Origin of the sequence: Acinetobacter sp. 8I-beige, assembly GCF_902505955.1 — a bacterium.
Lineage (GTDB): Bacteria > Pseudomonadota > Gammaproteobacteria > Pseudomonadales > Moraxellaceae > Acinetobacter > Acinetobacter johnsonii.
In genome coordinates, this window is the sequence record NZ_LR732790.1 from 913,476 (window position 1) to 932,621 (window position 19,146).

At 42.7% G+C, this 19,146-nt stretch carries 17 protein-coding genes, 1 tRNA gene and 1 pseudogene; 11 read left to right on the top strand and 8 right to left on the bottom strand.

Translation table 11 applies throughout. The features are described 5' to 3' along the window. Nucleotides 1–161: 161 nt before the first annotated feature. Nucleotides 162–237, top strand: a tRNA-Arg gene (locus tag GVX98_RS04310). A gap of 443 nt (nucleotides 238–680) precedes the next feature. Here GVX98_RS04310 and GVX98_RS04315 read toward each other — a convergent pair. The 6 genes from GVX98_RS04315 to moaA form a co-directional block, all read right to left on the bottom strand. After that, nucleotides 681–1,154 (bottom strand): molybdenum cofactor biosynthesis protein MoaE, encoded by a 474-nt coding sequence (locus tag GVX98_RS04315; RefSeq protein WP_159127345.1) that lies wholly within the window; start codon nucleotides 1,152–1,154, stop codon nucleotides 681–683. 1 nt (nucleotide 1,155) lies between these two features. Then, nucleotides 1,156–1,407, bottom strand: a complete 252-nt coding sequence (locus GVX98_RS04320) for a MoaD/ThiS family protein (protein WP_159127954.1) — start codon at nucleotides 1,405–1,407, stop codon at nucleotides 1,156–1,158. A gap of 195 nt (nucleotides 1,408–1,602) precedes the next feature. After that, nucleotides 1,603–2,208: a molybdenum cofactor guanylyltransferase gene (locus tag GVX98_RS04325; protein WP_159127346.1), complete on the bottom strand. Its 606-nt coding sequence runs from the start codon at nucleotides 2,206–2,208 to the stop codon at nucleotides 1,603–1,605. A 139-nt stretch (nucleotides 2,209–2,347) separates the two neighbouring features. Further along, nucleotides 2,348–3,565, bottom strand: coding sequence for a molybdopterin molybdotransferase MoeA (locus GVX98_RS04330; protein WP_159127347.1), 1,218 nt, complete (start codon nucleotides 3,563–3,565; stop codon nucleotides 2,348–2,350). Further along, nucleotides 3,562–4,485, bottom strand: coding sequence for a bifunctional molybdenum cofactor biosynthesis protein MoaC/MoaB (moaCB, locus tag GVX98_RS04335; protein WP_159127348.1), 924 nt, complete (start codon nucleotides 4,483–4,485; stop codon nucleotides 3,562–3,564). Before moaCB ends, GVX98_RS04330 begins: the two co-directional genes overlap by 4 nt. Before the next feature lie 139 nt (nucleotides 4,486–4,624). Next, nucleotides 4,625–5,620 carry a GTP 3',8-cyclase MoaA gene (gene moaA / locus GVX98_RS04340; protein ID WP_004982492.1) on the bottom strand — a complete coding sequence of 332 codons (996 nt, stop codon included), beginning with the start codon at nucleotides 5,618–5,620 and terminating at the stop codon, nucleotides 4,625–4,627. A 377-nt stretch (nucleotides 5,621–5,997) separates the two neighbouring features. Between moaA and GVX98_RS04345 the strand changes: the two are divergent. From GVX98_RS04345 to GVX98_RS04370, 6 genes and pseudogenes are all read left to right on the top strand, one after another. Continuing rightward, nucleotides 5,998–8,411 (top strand): annotated as a pseudogene (locus GVX98_RS04345) (FdhF/YdeP family oxidoreductase). A gap of 87 nt (nucleotides 8,412–8,498) precedes the next feature. Then, the gene (gene fdhD, locus GVX98_RS04350) at nucleotides 8,499–9,299 is read left to right on the top strand and encodes a formate dehydrogenase accessory sulfurtransferase FdhD (RefSeq protein WP_004982488.1); all 801 of its coding nucleotides are present in this window, start codon (nucleotides 8,499–8,501) and stop codon (nucleotides 9,297–9,299) included. Nucleotides 9,300–9,383: 84 nt separating this feature from the next. After that, complete coding sequence (locus GVX98_RS04355; protein ID WP_035326753.1) at nucleotides 9,384–9,734, top strand: winged helix-turn-helix domain-containing protein; 351 nt, start codon at nucleotides 9,384–9,386, stop codon at nucleotides 9,732–9,734. A 270-nt stretch (nucleotides 9,735–10,004) separates the two neighbouring features. Next, entirely contained in the window at nucleotides 10,005–10,757 is a 753-nt protein-coding gene (gene modA / locus GVX98_RS04360; protein WP_228716267.1) for a molybdate ABC transporter substrate-binding protein, read from the top strand. Continuing rightward, on the top strand, nucleotides 10,757–11,449 hold the full coding sequence (gene modB / locus GVX98_RS04365; RefSeq protein WP_004982482.1) for a molybdate ABC transporter permease subunit: 693 nt from the start codon (nucleotides 10,757–10,759) through the stop codon (nucleotides 11,447–11,449). The genes modA and modB overlap by 1 nt, the downstream gene beginning before the upstream one ends. 4 nt (nucleotides 11,450–11,453) lie before the next feature. Further along, entirely contained in the window at nucleotides 11,454–12,071 is a 618-nt protein-coding gene (locus GVX98_RS04370) for an ATP-binding cassette domain-containing protein (RefSeq protein ID WP_004982479.1), read from the top strand. Nucleotides 12,072–12,114: 43 nt separating this feature from the next. On the opposite strand, the gene GVX98_RS04375 is transcribed toward GVX98_RS04370, so the two are convergent. After that, entirely contained in the window at nucleotides 12,115–12,528 is a 414-nt protein-coding gene (locus tag GVX98_RS04375) for a DUF962 domain-containing protein (protein WP_004982478.1), read from the bottom strand. 67 nt (nucleotides 12,529–12,595) lie between these two features. On the opposite strand from GVX98_RS04375, the gene GVX98_RS04380 reads away from it, so the two are divergent. Both GVX98_RS04380 and GVX98_RS04385 read left to right on the top strand, forming a co-directional pair. Beyond that, entirely contained in the window at nucleotides 12,596–13,420 is an 825-nt protein-coding gene (locus tag GVX98_RS04380) for an AraC family transcriptional regulator (protein WP_004982476.1), read from the top strand. Nucleotides 13,421–13,586: 166 nt separating this feature from the next. Further along, entirely contained in the window at nucleotides 13,587–14,363 is a 777-nt protein-coding gene (locus GVX98_RS04385) for a class II aldolase/adducin family protein (RefSeq protein ID WP_004982474.1), read from the top strand. Between the two features lie 50 nt (nucleotides 14,364–14,413). Here the strand turns inward: GVX98_RS04385 and GVX98_RS04390 are convergent, their stop codons facing one another. Then, the gene (locus GVX98_RS04390; protein ID WP_159127350.1) at nucleotides 14,414–15,808 is read right to left on the bottom strand and encodes a PLP-dependent aminotransferase family protein; all 1,395 of its coding nucleotides are present in this window, start codon (nucleotides 15,806–15,808) and stop codon (nucleotides 14,414–14,416) included. 127 nt (nucleotides 15,809–15,935) lie between these two features. On the opposite strand from GVX98_RS04390, the gene GVX98_RS04395 reads away from it, so the two are divergent. Next, nucleotides 15,936–16,796 carry a DMT family transporter gene (locus GVX98_RS04395; protein ID WP_159127351.1) on the top strand — a complete coding sequence of 287 codons (861 nt, stop codon included), beginning with the start codon at nucleotides 15,936–15,938 and terminating at the stop codon, nucleotides 16,794–16,796. 411 nt (nucleotides 16,797–17,207) lie between these two features. After that, complete coding sequence (locus GVX98_RS04400) at nucleotides 17,208–19,049, top strand: monovalent cation:proton antiporter-2 (CPA2) family protein (protein ID WP_159127352.1); 1,842 nt, start codon at nucleotides 17,208–17,210, stop codon at nucleotides 19,047–19,049. Nucleotides 19,050–19,146: the final 97 nt, after the last annotated feature.

Below are 19,146 nucleotides of genomic sequence, written 5' to 3' on the forward strand. Positions count from 1 at the left end.
AATAATGGCACTATTGTGAGCGATTATGCCTAATAAACCAAGTAATCTACTCGCAATTCTGTGTTGCAGATATGGAACATTGTATAAAGCATAAGCAGGAAAATCACTCTAAGCTATATAGATGCTTTACCTTGTGATTTTTTTTGATATGATGTGCTCGCGCGCTCATAGCTCAACTGGATAGAGTACAGGTCTCCGAAGCCTGTGGCGTGGGTTCGAGTCCCGCTGAGCGCACCATTTTCTTATTGTATTCCTTCCGAAGTTATCTAAAATATATTAAAAATACAGTTTCAAGCTCTATTTCTCTTTCATCTTGTCCAAAGTTATCTTCGTTATACGGATATTTATTGCTATTTTTTTAATTATAGAATCAAAGTCAGCGTAAATAAGTCGAAGATATTCATCGAAATATAATCATCGTAGAAAATAGAATGAAGAAACAGCAAAATCTGACGCTAAACTCAAAATTATTGCTAATTAAAGTATGTACCACGCAATAAACAAGTCAGTTATATGGATCAAGATCAATCCAACGAGCCTTTTATAAAAGACAATTTTTATATAATTATAATAAAACACCAATATCTAGAACGAAAAATCAATAATTAGATTGTATGGTAAAAGAGAAAGGGTATGACTTTATTCAATACTCTCAAACATTAGATCATTCAGCGCGATTATTAGTGCTGGTGATGCCCTTGATGTTCATGCTTTTCATCATAGTCTTGGCGAATAAAGCAGCCTGCAACATATTGGCTGCTTCCATCGGTATAAAACTCTTCTTTCCAAACGGGAACTTCATGTTTAACACGCTCAACCGCTTCTTCACAGGCCTGAAATGCTTCGCGGCGATGTGGAGCATACGCAATGGCAATAATAGCTTTATCGCCAATGTCTAATGTACCAATCCGATGTACAACCCGAACATAGCGAAGCGCATATTTTTCTTGTATCTCTTGTTCAATCGTTTTTATCATCTTTTCGGCAACAGGTGCATAAGATGTATATTTCAGTGCCTGAACCGCGCGTCCTTCATGATGGTTTCGAACCGTACCAATAAAAACACTTGTTCCGCCGCAGTCAGGAAATGCTTGAATGCTGTCAAAATTCTCTAAATTGAGAGCAGTATCTTGAATACGAGCAAACTCTAACATATTAGCCTCCAGCAACGGGTGAAAGTAACACCAAGGTACTATCTTGTGCTAATCGACTTTGACGCAACACAATATCTTCACCAATCGCACAAGCACAGTGTTCCAGCAGCTCAGAAGCAGATGGATAACGTATTTTTATTTGATCGAGTACATCAGCAATTAAACTGTTCGGCACACAGCAGAGGCTAAGTTCAGTAGGAAGATGTTTTTCAATTGCACCATAAGCCTCAATTTTGATATGAATGTTCTGTATGTCGCCTCGGTTAAAACGGGTTTAAAAATAGTTTGCTGACTTCAGTTTATTGAATACTTATTAATTCACTCTAGCATTATTCAATTTGATCATCAAAATGGAAAAGTCAGTTTGTACAGACAAATAAAACACTATTTTTCTTATAGATGTGGCTATTTCTATCTATGACAGAAAGGTTTGAATGATATGACTCGACTAAGAGTCTAATGACTTTTGGTAATCGTGCACTTCTTCAAATGAATTGAGGCTGTGGTAAGTCAAATGCGCATTTTGAATATCTAAAGTTTGTGGCGACAGATCGTTGAAACAGTGTTTTAAGCTGAATTGTTGTTGGTGTAAATGCTTATTTAAGGTTTCTAGACTATTGCGTTTTAACAAACAAAAAGGGTAGAGCACTTGTCCATTGATATTCAGGTAGACAACAGAAGAGCGCGGATGTTGTTCTAATGTGTGATATAGGCGCGGCAATATATCTTGTGGAATGTTGGTAATATCACACGGGATAAATAAAATATAATCAGCCTGCACATATGACCATGCCGTTTGTATACCGATTAAAGGCCCTAAAAAACCAGCGCTATTATCTTTGAAACAGCGAATATTAGGAATCAACTCACTATATTGCGCATAATCGCGATGACTATTGATCCATATGTCCTGAACTTTTCCATCAAAAGCTGAATATATTTTTAACAACTGGATTTCATGGTCAAATCTTTGCAAAAGCTTATTGACCCCATTCATTCGTGTGGCTTTCCCACCCGCTAAAATCACCAGTGTTGTTGCTGGGTAGTTTTGCATGATTTTGACCTAACATCCGTGTATAGGGGTATCAATAACGATCGTTCAATATTGAGATGTACGGTCTAAGACAAAGCTGTCCAAGCCTTAGACCGTGTGCAAAAAGCACTTGGTTTGTATCACTATCCCATCGATGTTCTTAGATCGAGATGAAATCGACATAGTCCAATGTTACAGGGGCATCAGATCGAGCAGGGATTCGAACTATACTATTGGCTCGATTTAAATTACTGAGCATGTGGGATTGTTGTTTGCCGAGTTTGGAAACGGTTAATTGTCCAAATTCGTTGACATCTAATACCATGCGAACCAGTTGCTCACGGCTGTCTTGTCTAATGCTGTCGTTGAAGCGAGCTTTTTTCCACGCGGGTGCAGGAGACGTAACCCCCTGTAAAGCCGCCAATAATGTCGATACATGTACAGCAAGACAGGTGAGCACAGCAGCAGGGTTCCCAGGCAAACCAATCAAATAAGAATGATGATAGTCTGTCTGATATTCAGCAAAATACAATGGTTTACCCGGTTTTTGTGCAACTTGCCAGAAAATCTCTGTTGCACCTAAAGCCATTGAAACAGGTCGAATCAAGTCATAATCTCCAACCGAAACACCGCCTGTAGTAATGACTACATCATAATGATTCATGGCATTCGAGAGCGCTTGTGTGAGTATCTTCTCATCATCAATCACATGCTCTAAATGCACTTCAGCAAAACCCTGTTCTTTGAGCCAAGTACGGATCATTGGCGCATTGGCATCGAACACTTTAGATTGATTGTCCAGTTGCGTACTGACTTCATCACCAGTAATAAGCACTGCAATTTTAGGTTGGCGATAAACCTCGACATGCTGAACACCCGCCATACTGAGTGCCGCAATTAAACCGCTGCCTAAACGCTGGCCTTGTTGCGCAAGTGTTGTCCCGATGGATAACTCCTCACCTTGATAACGAATGTCTGCGCCTTTGTCCAAAGCTTGAGTTAGAGTCGCTTGTTTATGGCCACGCGTGATAATTTCCTGTCGAGCCACAGTATCTGCTGAGTTTGGCAGCTTGCCCCCAGTAAAAATACGAACGGTTTGACCTGCTTGAATCTCAATATGTTCTTCAATACCCGCACGAATTTCACCAACCAATTCAAAGCTGGTAATTCCAGCTTGCAAGTCTTCAGAGCGCAGCGCATAGCCATCAACTGCACTTTGGGTAAATAGAGGCAAGGCAACTGTTGATGCAACATCTGCCGCTAAAACATGTCTATGCACCTGTACTAAAGGCAAAGTAACGACAGGCAATGTTTGGACGGCGCTATAGTGTTCAAGAGCTTGATCGAGTGTAATTAAACCAACGCCAGAGCAACTCATTCATAACCTCCTGGGTGAGGTAGATCACGGCAGACATCAAAAATATGAACCAAAGCAGGTAAAATGGCTGCCATAGATTCACTTGCACCACCACGGCTGCCCGGAAGGGTAATCACCAATGAACGGTCGATAAAACCTGCAACGCCACGTGACATCGCAGCATAAGGGGTACGTTTTTGTCCGAAAGCACGTGCGGCTTCCATCAGGCCATTGAGCTCACGTTCAAGTAAAGGCTCAAGTGTGTCTACTGTAATGTCACGTTTGCCGATGCCTGTTCCGCCTACCGTAATAATGCAGGCATAAGATTGAGTGAGCTCTAAGACCAATGCTTTTAACTGATCGGCTTCGTCAGGTAAAATTTGATAATGAATTGGATCAAAACCAGCTTCGGTTAAGGTCTCGACGACGGAGCGGCCAGCAGTATCGGGTTTACGACCTGCGGCAACGGTATCTGATAGAACCAATAGTGCCGCAGAAACAGGCTGACGCAAATGACGTTTAAAGTGTGATTTTCCACCTTTTTTCAGATCGAGTTTACATTGCTGAATGATCAACTCATGCGGTTCGCAATGGGGTTTGAGCATGTCGTAAATGGTGAGGGCCGCAATACTGGCAGCGGTCAACGCTTCCATTTCTACACCTGTTGGCCCAATCGTTTCAACGGTTGCACGAATAACCACACGGTCGACAAGCAGTTCAAAATCGACATCGGCACGGTAAATAGGCAGGGGGTGACACAGCGGAATCAGTTCATCAGTACGTTTTGCGGCTAAAATCCCAGCAATGCGGGCTGTTTTGAGAGCATCACCTTTTTCTGTATTGCCGTCGGCAAGAAGTTGTAAACAATGTGCAGGGGCAAGCAGTTCAGAGCTTGCAGTTGCAACGCGATAGCTTTCTGGCTTCATGCCAACGTTTTTCATAAAGTATTCCGAAACATTGAAGTGTTGATCTAAAGTGAAACTGTTCGATCAAGAGAAAAAGTTTATGACGTATTTAGATAACACAAAAATAAATGCGGATACAGTCGAATGACTGACAAACTCAAAATTAACCAGTTGATTAACCCCCTATGGCATGCATACTGATTTTGCGTGTTGGGGCATGTTGATGTTCAATAAACCCTGCTTTTTTATGCCATACCGCATTCAGAATCTGGGCTTGCAATAAAGCGGAATCTTTTTGTTGAAGTAAATGACGCAGCGGTGTTCCCATATTGGCAAATAAACAGGTAAAAAGCTCTCCCGTTGCAGTGATACGTAAACGGTCACAGCTTTGACAGAAGGGTTTGCTGATGGTGGAAATAATGCCTAATGTGTACTGATCATTAAGCAGATAAATGGTTGCAGGGTCATGTTGTCTGGCTTGTTTCTGAATCTGAAAATGAGGATTAAGTGTTTGGATAATGTCATCTTCAGTGATGACTTTTTGAGGCTGCCAGTGCTCAGGTTGATCTAGAGGCATATATTCAATAAAACGTAATGCGATCTTCTGTTGATAAGCCCATTGGGTCAGTTCAAGCACTTCATGATCATTTTGTCCTGCGACTAAAACACAGTTTAATTTTATCGGGAGATTAGCTTGTTGTGCTGCCGCAATGCCTTCGAGAACAGGTGCTATCGGACGTTTGGTCATGTTCATAAACGTGTCTGCATGAATGCTATCGAGGCTGATATTAAGATCATCTAGTCCTGCTTCTTTTAGCGCTCGTGCATACTTGTTTAAATAGAAAGCATTACTGGTCATGGAAATACGTTCTAAACCCTGTGGCTTGAGCCGATTCAAAGCATCAATAAAATTGACTACGCCTTGACGCATCAAAGGCTCACCACCTGTTAAGCGGATGTGCCGAATGCCTAGCCCCACCATCATTTCACAAAAGGTTAAAAGCTCTTCAAAGCTCAAGATGTCTTTTTTTGCCAACCATTCCGGCCTATCGGCCATGCAATAACTACAACGATCTGTCAGTGAGATTCGGAGTTTATGTTTATGACGGCCAAATTGATCGATCAGTTGCGCTGACCTATGTTGTAAGCGTGCAGTCGTCGAACCGTCCATAGTCGCTCCACCTCGTATTTACATAGGATTTAGTTTTTATAAACGAGAGTATGAAATGTTTTATTTCAAAGATCAAACGGCGTCTTGAAGCTGTTTAGTTCATTCATTTTCAAAAAATGAGAGGGTATTCCTCGAACACGATCCATCAAGTCATTGTCTTTTGTAATAATTCATCTATTGAAATTGCATACTAAAAGGGTGATATTTTTGATCAGAAGTGTTTTTGGAATTGTGCCAAGAAACGCAGGCATGATGAATAAGAAAAGAGCAATAAAAAAGGGATGAGCAATCCAAATCGCTTGCAAGTATGAGCAAAGTGAACAGTGAATTGATCATTGCAGAACTTTTTACCGAAGATAAATATTGAGGGCGGTGAGATGGAAAACACTGAAGATAAAAAGCATGACGATGAAGAAACCAGCTATGCGCGAATAGAGCCTTATACCAATCCTGCGGGTGGATGGGGTGCGTTGTTAAGTGTTGCAAGAAACTTAAAGCGACAGGAAGTTTTCAAAAAAGGTGCGATTACGCTTCTCAATACTAACCAACCCACGGGTTTTGACTGCCCAGGATGTGCATGGCCTGAAAAGAAAGATGCACATGCCTTTAACTTTTGTGAAAACGGTGCGAAAGCCGTTGCTTTTGAAGCCACATCAAAACGTGTTACACCTGAATTTTTTGCGACCCATACGGTCAGTTGGCTGTCTGAACAAAGTGATTTCTTGCTTGAAGATTCAGGTCGTCTAACCGACCCAATGCGCTATGACAGCGCGACCGATAAATATGTGCCCATCTCATGGGATGATGCTTTTGCCTTAATCGCAAAACATTTACAAGCCTTGGATCATCCAGATCAAGCGGCATTTTATACTTCTGGTCGTGCCAGTAATGAAGCGGCGTTTCTATATCAACTCTTTGTCCGTGCTTATGGTACCAATAATTTTCCAGACTGTTCCAATATGTGCCATGAGACCACCAGTGTTGGCTTACGTGACTCAATTGGTTTGGGTAAGGGAACAGTGACTTTAGAAGATTTTGATATCGCCGATGCGATTTTCAGTTTTGGGCATAATCCAGGCACCAACCATCCGCGGATGCTGGGGACTTTACGTGAAGTGTCGCGTCGTGGTGGCATATCGTTGCCATCAATCCACTCAAAGAGCGTGGATTGGAGCGCTTCTAAGATCCGCAAGCAGCTGTTGAGATGATGACCAATGGCAGTACACCCATTAGTCGTTATTATTTCCAACCCAACGTGGGTGGCGATTATGCACTCATGTTCGGGATGCTGAAACATTTACGTGAGTGGGACATTCAAGCACTGGCAGCTGGGAAAAAGAGCGTTTTTGACCGGTCTTTTATCGAAATGAATACAGTCGGTTTTGATGCCATGATGGAAGAAATTGATCGAACTACATGGTCAGATATTCATGCACATACGGGACTTCGCCCTGAGCATTTAGAATCTTTAGCTAAAATGTATTTGGATGCTAAAACGGCCATTTTCTGTTGGGGCATGGGGATTACACAGCATCGACACGGGACTGCGAATGTACATATGCTGGCGAACTTAATGTTGGCTAGAGGGCATATTGGTCGCTCAGGGGCAGGTTTAGCACCGATTCGCGGGCACAGTAATGTGCAGGGAGATCGAACCATGGGCATTAATGAACGACCGAGTCCAAAATTACTAGATAGTATTGATCATGTCTTTGGGGTCAAATCACCACGACATCATGGTTTTGGGGTAGTGGATACCATTAAGGCCATGTATGAAGGGGATGTAAAAGTCTTTATTGGTTTAGGTGGTAACTTTGCTGTTGCCACTCCAGATACACCGTATACACAAGAAGGCTTACGTCGTTGTGATTTGACGGTACAGATTGCAACGAAGTTGAATCGTAGCCATTTGGTTTGTGGTAAAGAGGCATTACTTTTACCCTGTTTGGGCCGTACCGAAGTTGATATGCAACAGCATGGGCCACAGGCCGTCAGTGTTGAAGATTCCATGAGTAATGTGCATCTTTCAGCAGGGCGTAATGAACCTGCATCCAAGAATCTACTTTCAGAGCCTGACATTGTGGCACGTATGGCGGCAGCCGTCTTGCCAGACAGTGATATCAAGTGGAAATGGTATGTAGAAAGTTATGACCGTATTCGAGATTCGATTGAAGACGTATTTGATGAATTTCATGATTTTAATGCACGTGTCTATCAGCCGGGTGGTTTTCACTTAGAGCATCCTGCCAATCAGCATGTGTGGAATACGCCTGTAGGCAAGGCACAGTTTTTAATTACGCCGTTGGCTGAAGTGTATGCCGATAAAGAGCATCAATACGCTGAACAATATACAGGGGCCAAAGTCTATACCCTAATGACCACACGCTCTCATGACCAATACAATACAACCTTGTATGGACTCGATGACCGTTATCGTGGGGTATTTGGTCAGCGCCGTGTATTGTTTATGAATGCCGAAGATATCGCTGCGGCTGGTTTTGTTGCAGATCAATGGGTGGATATCGAAAGTATTTATTCGGATGGTGTTAAACGTGTGGTTCAAAGCTTCCGTATCGTACCGTATAACATTCCACGGGGTAGCCTCGCAGCCTATTATCCGGAAACCAATCCATTGGTTGCGCTCAGTAGTCATGATAAACACGCCAAAATACCGGCTTCGAAAAGCGTGCCTGTGATTTTACATGCAGGTCAAGCGCCTGAACATTTCAACTTGGCACAAGCCGTTGATCCTGAAGATGCCAATCAGATCGTGAATCGAGAGGTTAGTTGATTCAATGCTGAAATGGCGCCTGATTTGCAGGTGTCATTTTTTGCATGATTGAAAGGTTTAGTGTTTAGGGAAGATTGGAAAATTATTATGGATATTCGGGCGTCTAAGTTGAGTTCTCTGGGGTATGAAACTGTTGATATCCAGCGTTTAAGTGAAAATAGAGCTGTTGAACAATCTGATTTTGTGGTGCAAGAATATCCTATTGCCTTGGTTTATAATGGGATTTCTCATGCAGTAATGATGGCAACGCCAGCAGATATTGAAGTTTTTGCGAAAGGCTTTAGCTTGTCTGAAGGTATTTTGACGAGTTTGAAAGAGCTTTATTCTTTAGACATACACGAAACGGAATTTGGAATCCAAGTCGAAATGACGATTTCTGCCCGCGCCTTTATGGCGCTCAAACAACATCGACGGATGATGGTTGGACGCACGGGTTGTGGTCTCTGTGGAATTGAAAGTTTACAGCAGCTTCATTTGGATTTACCTCAAATTACCACAGCCATCTGTGAGGGATGGTTAGCTCAAATTCCGCAAGCCATTGCTCAACTCAATACCCGACAGAAAATCACCCAAATGACGGGTGGTGCACATGCGGCTGCATGGGTTGAAGCAGGGGAAATAGTGGCTTTGTTTGAGGATGTAGGCCGACACAATGCTTTAGATAAACTATTGGGTTATATTGCAGAAAATCATTATGATGTAAATCAAGGTTTTGTCGTGATGACCAGCCGCGCCAGTTATGAGTTGATTCGTAAGTGTGCTCAACTGAATATTGCCTTGCTGGCGTGTATTTCAGCCCCAACCAGTATGGCGATTAATATGGCAAAGCAGTCAGGTTTGACCTTAGCGAGTTTTTGCCGCGGTAATGGTTTTGTTTTATATACTTGATATTCAAAATTTTGCTGTATAAAAAGTAAAAGGTTTTTCTTTAGGTCATCTGCTTTGATGACAGGTCTTTATTTGAGTGAATGTATGCAGGACGTTAAATTAAAATTACAGCTCAGAATACTTCTCAATCAAGACATTGCCTTTGGGCCAGGTAAGGCCGAGTTATTGGAAGAAATTCGCCGTACAGGTTCAATTTCTCAAGCTGCAAAAAGTATGAATATGAGTTACCGCCGTGCATGGCAGTTGGTTGAAACCATGAATCATAGTTTTCAGTCAGGATTGGTCGAAACTCAAAAAGGTGGAACGCATGGGGGTGGGGCAAAACTCACGGACTTGGGCGAAAGTATTTTAAGTCAGTTTAGACAGATGGAAATAAAAGCACGCCTTGCGATTGAGCAGGATTTTGAAGAAATAGCTCAACACCTTAAACCATAATCTAGCTAGTTAGGTCAGCTAATCCTTTTCGTACCCAGTAATTGCTTACACGAATAAGCTTCCTCTATTTGATAAAACCTCTTATTTAATCACTCGATAGCAAGAGCAGTATCAGTCACGTGATTAAGATACAAACACTTTAACTTGAATGATAAATAATCTGTTTCTGGAATTGACGTTGCTTATGTATCCATATATTTTTAAAAACATATCGGTCAATTTATAACGCTTAAGGGGAACATGGTGCTGCTCAATTTTAAGAATAAGTGCATGCAATATGCGATGTTGTGTTGTGCTTTGGCTCTTGCGGCACAGGTACATGCAGAGCAAGCCATTACCGTTTATGCAGCAGCCAGTTTGACCAATGCTATAGCAGATGTCGATGCAATGTTTGAACAACAAAAAAGAGTACGCGTGAAAACCTCTTATGCAGGCTCGTCGACTTTGGCCAAGCAAATTGAAGCGGGTGCACCTGCAGATGTTTTTATTTCGGCAGATGAACAGTGGATGAATTATCTGCAAAATAAAAAGTTAATTGTACCGAATAAACGTGTGAATTTATTGGGCAATCGTCTTGTTTTGATTTCGCCAAAAGCTAAGCCCGTCAAAATAAAAATGGATAAAAGTTTTGATCCTTCTACCGCTTTTCAAGGCAAGCTTTGTACAGGGGACACCAAAAGTGTTCCAGTCGGAAAATACGGGAAACAGGCGCTGACCGCACTGGGGTGGTGGTCAAAACTTGAACCAAGATTGGTTGAAACGGAAGATGTCAGAGCTGCGCTCAACTTTGTAGCGCGTGGCGAATGTCAGCTTGGCATTGTTTATGCAACCGATGCTGCTATCAGTAACGATATCACCGTCGTTGGCGTTTTCCCTATCAGCAGCCATACCCCGATTGTTTATCCTTTAGGCCTTGTAAAAAATAATCCCGATGCGCTAGCTTTTTATCAGTTTGTACAGAGTAAACAAGCACATGCAGTCTTTAAAAAATATGGCTTTACCGTTTTATCTGCTGCTAAGTGATGATGTTTTCTTTATCGGCTGAAGAGATAGAGGTACTCAAGTTATCCTGCCAAGTGGCTGCAACCTGTTTGGCCTTTAGTCTGATCCCTGCATTGGCAGTGGGTTGGGTTTTGGCACGTAAAGAGTTTTTTGGAAAATCATTATTTGAAACCTTTATTTTCTTACCTTTGGTGCTGCCGCCTGTGGTGCCGGGATATTTGCTGTTACAGGTTTTTGGAGGAAACGGAATACTGGGTAAGTATCTTGAGCCCTTTGGACTGAATTTTGCATTTAATTGGAAAGGCGCAGTTTTGGCTTCAGCCGTGATGGGCTTTCCACTCTTGGTTCAATCGATTCGTTTGGCCATAGAGTTGGTGGATCAACGGCTAGAAATGGCGGCGAAAACGCTCGGTGCTTCCTCCTTGGGTACTTTTTTTTATGTCACTTTGCCTTTAGCCAGCAGTGGCATATTGGTAGGGGCGATTTTATGTTTTTGTCGCAGTCTTGGTGAGTTTGGTGCAACCATTACCTTTGTCGGTAACATTGCAGGCGAGACCAGAACCTTGCCCTTGGCCATGTATAGCTTGATGCAGCAACCCGACACAGAACAAGCGGTTTGGCGACTGATTATTCTGTCATTAACTGTGGCATTTTTGGCGTTATGGTTTGCCCAGTGGTTCCATCGCTATCAGAAAAACAAACGAGGGCATTAAGACGATGATTAACTGTCATATTCAGTTAAATTTAGGCAGATTTAAACTCGATCAGACATTTTCATCTGAACATCCTGTCATTGGTTTATTTGGAGCGTCAGGCTCAGGAAAAACCAGTATTTTGCATGCCATTGCAGGACTCAATACCCCAGCAAATGGCTGGATTAAAATCAATCATCAGACATGGTTTGATGCGAAAAATAAGATTAATTTAAACGTGCAGCAACGTCATGTAGGTTTGGTCTTTCAGGATGCACAACTGTTTCCACATATGACGGTGATGCAAAATTTATTGTTTGGCTATAAGCGCATTCCGCCTGAAAGCCGACGTTTTGATCCTGATTATATTATTGAACTGCTTAAACTTAATCATTTACTCAGTCGTATGCCGACGAAGCTTTCAGGTGGTGAAAAGCAGCGTGTTGCATTAGGTCGGGCGTTATTATATTCGCCAAATTTATTATTATTAGATGAACCATTGTCTGCATTAGACGCTGCACATAAACAGGAAATCCTTCCTTTTTTTCAAACTGTCCAACTTGAAACCCATATCCCGATGTTATATGTCAGCCATGATATGGATGAAATTAAGCAGCTGACCGAAGCAGTTTGGTTGTTGTAGTCTGAAACTGCCCTATAAATATATAAGACAGTCGCATTTTTATTTACCAATCAACGCGTTTGAATAAAATGTCTTTATACATTTTAAAATCACAGGCTAAGCTGTAGAGAGGGTATTTAAATGTGGCTGGCTTATTGTGCTCAAAAAAGAAATGTCCGACCCACGCAAATCCATAACCCACTACAGGCAAAGCCCAGAGTAGTTTTGGATTTTTGGTCATCGCTGCAGCCGCGGTAATCCCGATCACACAGGTGGTTCCCACAAAGTGTAAACGTCGGCAAGTGGGATCTTCATGCTGAGAAAGATAGAAGGGATAGAATTCTTTTAATGTTTTATAACGGCCATCACTTCCTTTAATTTGCACATCAGGGCTTGCAACTAATGCAGAAGAATGATTTGCGTTATTCACCAAATCTTGCATATTGTTTTTAATTTGGGTTTGGGTATTCTGTAACATGTCCTACTCCTTTAGTGTTTACTAGGCGTAGTTTTAAACAGTAAACCAAAGATGGTCTTGAACGAATATGCTATCGCAAAGCAAGGATGCGAGTTTAGGGTTGGCGCACCAAAGTAAAATTTACACTTGGGATGGTGTCATTTTGTATGTGACTCATGAGCAGTTGAATAATGCCCATGCCCATTTTCCAGCACTTCTACAAATTGGCTTGGGCACACCTTTTGCAATCACTTTAGACGACCAAGTACGTCGTTATCACGATATTGTGGTGATGGCACCCAATGTGATGCACAGTACCGATTCAGAAAATCAACCTTATCTGGCACTCATGATTGATCCTGATCATGCGCTCTATGGATACTTGCATCCATTGCTGAATGGCGAACAGATTTGTTCCTTACCAGCCTCTTGCCTCGCTTCGTTTTATTCACAGCTTCAAAAGTTGATCGCTGGGCAACTTACTCCTGATGATGCCAAACAATTGGTTTTAACACTGCTGTCAACGTTAAACCCAAATCCGTTGCAGGTATTGCCATGGGATGCCCGCGTTTTACAAGCCTGTCATTATATTCAACAACTTGTACCTCAGCAGATTCCCACAGTAGCCCAAGTCGCGGCACATACGGGGCTGTCTGAGTCGAGACTGATGCACTTGTTTAGCCAGCAACTAGGGATTTCAATGCGTCGCTACATTCTTTGGTTGCGTATTCGCTATGCCATCAAACTCTGGGCAGCAGGTCGGAGTTTGATTGATATTGCCTTGGAAGCGGGTTTTGCCGATCAGGCACATTTCACCCGAACTTTACGTAGCATGGTCGATTTTGCACCCTCGATGCTGAGAGGCAAAACCATCTTTGTGAATGACTCCATTAAAACACTATCGACGTCATAGCGTGTTAAGTTGCTTGATAGCACACGGAAATAGCAGAATCATTCAAGACAGGTTTCGCTATTTTACGAAGAATCAGTTTATGTTGAGAGAAGGACTTAAGCAGGGTTGGGCTTTTTCCTTCAAGCTCAATGTCAACTTTAATGGATAGAGATAATAGGGATAACAAATGACCAGTTTACATGCGATGAAAAGTCTAAAAGATGTCGTGTCAGAAAAAGAATGGGATGCGCGTTGTCAGCTTGCGGGGTTGTACCGTCTAATTGCGCATTTCCGCATGACCGATTTAATTGATACGCATATTAGTCTACGTGTCCCCGACGAAGACGGTCATTTTCTGATTAATCAATATGGCATTCCCTTTGAAAAAATGACGGCTTCGCATTTGGTTAAAATTGATTATGCAGGCAATATTATTGCGGATTATGATCAGGGGAAATTGGTCAATACCGCAGGTTTTGTGATTCACTCCGCGATCCATGATGCACGTAAAGATGTGCACTGCGTGATTCATACGCATACCGCAGATGGCATTGCAGTGTCTGCACAAAAACATGGTTTATTGCCTTTGTCTCAACATGCTTTGAAGTTTTATAACAAAGTTAGCTATCACGAGTATGAAGGGGTGGCGTTATTGACCGAAGAACGTGAGCGTCTTGTGAAAGACTTGGGGCAAAACCGAGTCATGATTTTACGTAATCATGGTTTGCTATCGACAGGGGATTCGATTCAACGTGCTTTCCACGAGATCTATTTCCTTGAACGCGCATGCCAAGCGCAGATTAAAGCGATGGCAGGTGGAGCAGAGCTTCATCTTCCGTCTGAAGCTGTACGTCAACACACAGCTCAACAGTTTGAAAGTGAATTGATTGAAATGGTGATGCTGAAAGCATGGAATGCCGCACTGTCTTTAATTGAGCATCAACGCGACGAGTATTGTTCATAAGCCATTCAACCATTTTAATAAAAGCCTCTATTTCTAAGTAGAGGCTTTTATTATGTTGAGTTTTGCTGTTGAGCTAACACATTTTTGAGCGTTTCGAAAATACGCGGATCTACCGATTGTGCGACATTGAAGCGTAAGAAATTCTGTGCATTTAAGGATTGGCTAAACGCATTTCCCGGCGCTAAAACAACGCCGTGTTTTAAACACTCTCGCGCAATGAGCGCAGCATCGAAACCGTCGGGAAGTTTACACCAGAGGAATATGCCCGCTTGTGGGACTAGCCACGGGTGAATATTTAAAGCTTCGAGCTGAGTGATGACTTTTTGCATTTCATGGGCAAGGCGTAAGCGCACTGTTTCCATATGCTTACGATATCCACTGTCTTTTAAGGCAATCAGCACCATATCGGCGGCAAGTCGGCCTCCACCAAAAGAGGTGGCGATCTTTAAATCGATTAGATTTTCAATCCATTCATTTTTGGCCACGATATAGCCACAGCGCAAAGAGGCTGAAATCGTTTTTGAAAAACTACTAACTTGAATGACACGATTGAGTCCATCAAAAGCAGCCAGTCGTGGGGCAGGGGTATGTTCAAAGTCGGCAAAAATATCATCTTCCACAATGACTAAATTGGTTTGATCGACCAATTTAAGTAAACGATGCGCCGTGACGGGGGAAAGCACTGCACCAGTTGGATTGTGTATACCTGAGTTGGTGATATACAGCCGTGGTGAGTGTTCAGCTAAAACAGACTGAAAGATCTCCAAATCTGGGCCATGGGGGGTATAGGGCACACTCACAATATTGATGCGATGGGCTTTGAGCAGCGCATGAAAATTAAAATAACAAGGGTCATCAACAATGACGGTATCGCCAGCTTCCAATAAAAAACGACAGATCAAATCAATTGCTTGCGTGCCAGATTCGGTGAGCATGATGTGTTCAGGCGAAGCTTCAACACCAATGTGGGTTAAACGACGAGAAATTAATTGTCGCAGTTCAGGATGTCCTGCTGGTGTTGCATATTCCACCAGTTCTAAGCGATCTGCTTTTGCCATGCTCCGCAGAGCACGTCGAACACCAGTCTCATATAACCATTCGGGTGGTAACCAGCCGCAACCCGGTTTGAGTGTGCTGTGATCTGTATCCAAGGCTTGTCTAGAGACCCATAAAGGATCGACCTCTCTATCTAGCTTAGGCCCCATTTGGGCTAAAGCCAGTGGCGCGACGGGGCCAGACACATAAAAGCCTGATCCGGGTTTAGACAGAATGATGCCTTCAGCCATTAAACGTTCATAGGCTTCGACAACGGTTGAAACAGAGACCTGCAATGTACGTGCTTGTTGGCGCACAGAAGGAAGGCGATGATTGGGGAGGTAGGTACGTGAGCTAATTTTAAGTTTAATTTCATCCATAACTGCATCAATTCGAGTTTGGCTACGCATTCCATTTCTCCTAAACTGTATGGGCTCTTTACACATAACAGTTTTTATTTATTGTATTGGATTGTATCTCGATTCAAACATGCGGTCTATGTTCAAATTGAGCGATTAACGATAAGAGAATCACGCCATGAAACAGGCAACCAGCGGCTGGGTAAACGGATTAATCGGTGTCGCTATTTTTGCGGGCTCTTTACCTGCAACACGGGTCGCCGTTGCCGATTTTAGCCCCATCTTTTTAACCAGTGCACGGGCCACAATTGCAGCGTTATTAGGATTATTTTTTCTGGTGTTACTTCGCCAAGCACGCCCGACCGCTTCAAACATACCTGCACTTGCAGGCAGTGCATTGGGCGTGGTCATCGGATTTCCACTCTTAACCGCTTTGGCCCTACAGCATGTAAGTTCTGCACATTCCATTGTTTTCTTAGGATTATTACCTATCAGTACTGCAATTTTTGCAGTTCTACGCGGAGGTGAACGACCCCAGCCACTTTTTTGGTTGTTTTCAGTGCTGGGAGCCATTTTTGTAGCAGGCTATGCTGCACTTGGAGAAACGAGTACCGCATGGAAAGGTGATTTATACATGTTGGCAGCAATTATTCTATGCGGACTAGGCTATGCAGAAGGAGCAAAACTTTCGCGAACACTGGGCGGTTGGCAAGTCATTAGTTGGGCTTTACTGCTCTCGTTACCTGTGATGTTGCCAATAGCATTATGGAGCATGCCTATCTCATTTCAGCATGTTAGTACAGCTGCATGGATAGGACTGGCTTATGTTTCTATCTTTAGCATGTTACTGGGTTTTGTGTTTTGGTATCGAGGATTAGCACAAGGCGGCACTGCATCTGTTGGTCAACTGCAATTATTCCAACCCTTTATGGGACTTGCACTTGCCGCTCTATTACTACATGAAAGCGTGAGTTGGATGATGTTGGTCGTCACTTTGGCAGCCATTATCTGTGTGGCTGGAGCGAGAAAATATGCTTGAACATACGACCTTCTACTTTATATTGATGGAGTAAAATTCCGAATGTCATCTCTATATCGTCAAAGATACAATTTATCTTTGACGATAGAATCTTACTAAACACTATTGTTAAGTATCTATCTGTTATAAAAATCTGGTCTTGATTATCTTCTGTTCATAAGTAGTGAGGTGTTTTTTATTCCTTGAATAAAATCTTGCTGTATAGCAACAATGCTGTATATAGTTTTAAACATAGGCTGGTCCAGCCATGCTTAATTCGCAGCATGTTGAGTGTTGATGATAAGCCTTCGGACATGCAGAGCGAAAAGATCACAGCTGAGAAGTTTTATCCGTACTGACATAGACCTTAATGAATAAAATTAAAATAGCGTGAAATTGGCATGGATTGCCAACAACCAAGATGAGAACAAAATGAGTGCAGAAGTAGATTCACTGGGACTGGTTGGGCCTGTTGTACTGTTGAGTGCAGCGGTCATTGCCGTCCCTATTTTTAAACGTATTGGTCTAGGTTCGATATTAGGCTACTTAATTGCTGGATTGATTATTGGGCCATTTGGTTTTGCCTTTTTTAACAATCCCACAGCCATTTTACATATTGCTGAACTCGGCATCGTGATGTATCTCTTTATCATCGGATTGGAGATGCAGCCTTCGCACTTATGGAGTTTGAGGAAAGAGATTTTTGGATTGGGCAGTTTGCAAATCCTTATTTCAGTCATTGCCTTAACGGGTATGGGCATGTTGTTTGGCTTTAGCTGGAAAATAGCGTTCATTGGAGCTGCGGGTTTTGTTCTGACGTCGACTGCGATTGTGATGCAACTGTTAAATGATCGTGGAGAGCTGCATCAACGACGTGGTCAAAAGATCGTGGCGATCTTATTGTTTGAAGACTTATTGATCGTTCCCTTATTGGCATTGGTTGCCTTTATGGCACCCAATCAAGCAGCGGAAAGCTCATCTATCGATTTACAAGGGATTGGCATCGGACTGTTGGCCATTGCTGGATTAATTGTTGCAGGGCATTGGTTACTCAATCCATTATTTAAAGTGCTAGCTGCTGCCAAAGCACGTGAAGTGATGACTGCTGCGGCGTTGTTGGTGGTCTTGGGCGCGGCATTGCTGATGCAACTCAGTGGTTTATCCATGGCACTGGGCGCATTTTTAGCGGGAGTGTTACTGTCCGAATCGACTTTCCGACACCAAATTGAAGCGGATATTGAACCCTTTCGAAGCTTATTACTCGGCTTATTCTTCTTGGGTGTCGGGATGTCTTTGGACTTGGCAGTGGTCAGAAAAAATTGGCCGTTAATTGTCAGTGGTGTCATTGCGTTGATGTTGACCAAAGCGCTGATGATCTATGTAGTCGCGCGTTTGACCAAGAGTAATCATCCCGAGGCTTTAGATCGTGCCTTACTGATGGCGCAGGGGGGCGAGTTTGCCTTTGTATTGTTTAGTGCCGCGACGACAGCTCAAATTATTGACAATACCATCAAGTCGAATTTAACCGCGATCGTCGTATTGTCTATGGTGTTGACGCCAATCATCGGCGTGTTATTTAAACGCTTTACCCTTGAACAGGATGAAAGTTCTCTTGATCAGGTCAGGGTTGCCGATGGCTTAACGGGTAAAGTATTGATGATTGGTTTTGGTCGCTTTGGTCAAGTGGCCAGTCAGTTGTTATTGGCGCGTAGTGTGGATGTGACCATTATTGATAATGACGTCAATATGATTCAGAACGCGGAAAAGTTTGGTTTTGATGTCTACTATGGCGATGGATGTCGTTTAGATATTTTACATGCTTCAGGGGCAGATACCGCAGAAGCCATTTTAGTCTGTGTCGACCACAAAGAAACGATTAATAAAATTGTAGAGTTGGTGAATGCTGAATTTCCTTTGGCTAAGCTGATTGTTCGTTCCTATGACCGTGAACACGCGCTGTATTTGTCTAAGAAAAATGTCAGTCTGATGGTTCGAGAAACCTTTGAGTCTGCATTGGCTTTAGGTCAAATGGCCTTGCAGCAATTGGGAGCAAGTCAGGATGAAATTCAACAGGTGAGTGAGGATATCCGAGCTTTAGATAATCAACGTTTTGAAACGGAAGTTGCAGCTGATGATGTCAAAGCGGGTATAGGTATACAATATACGCAGCGCAACCCACGACCTACTGCACCCTTGATTAAGCCGCAACATACGGGGCAGTTGTTAAATGATGCAGAACTAGAAAAACCGAGCGAAGTAGATGATAGAACTTAAAAATATAAGTTGAATCATCTTGCACGAAAAGGCCTATTTTAGGCCTTTTCATTTTTGAACAGATGGATCTGAAAGCACTGCATGATTTGGCCTAATT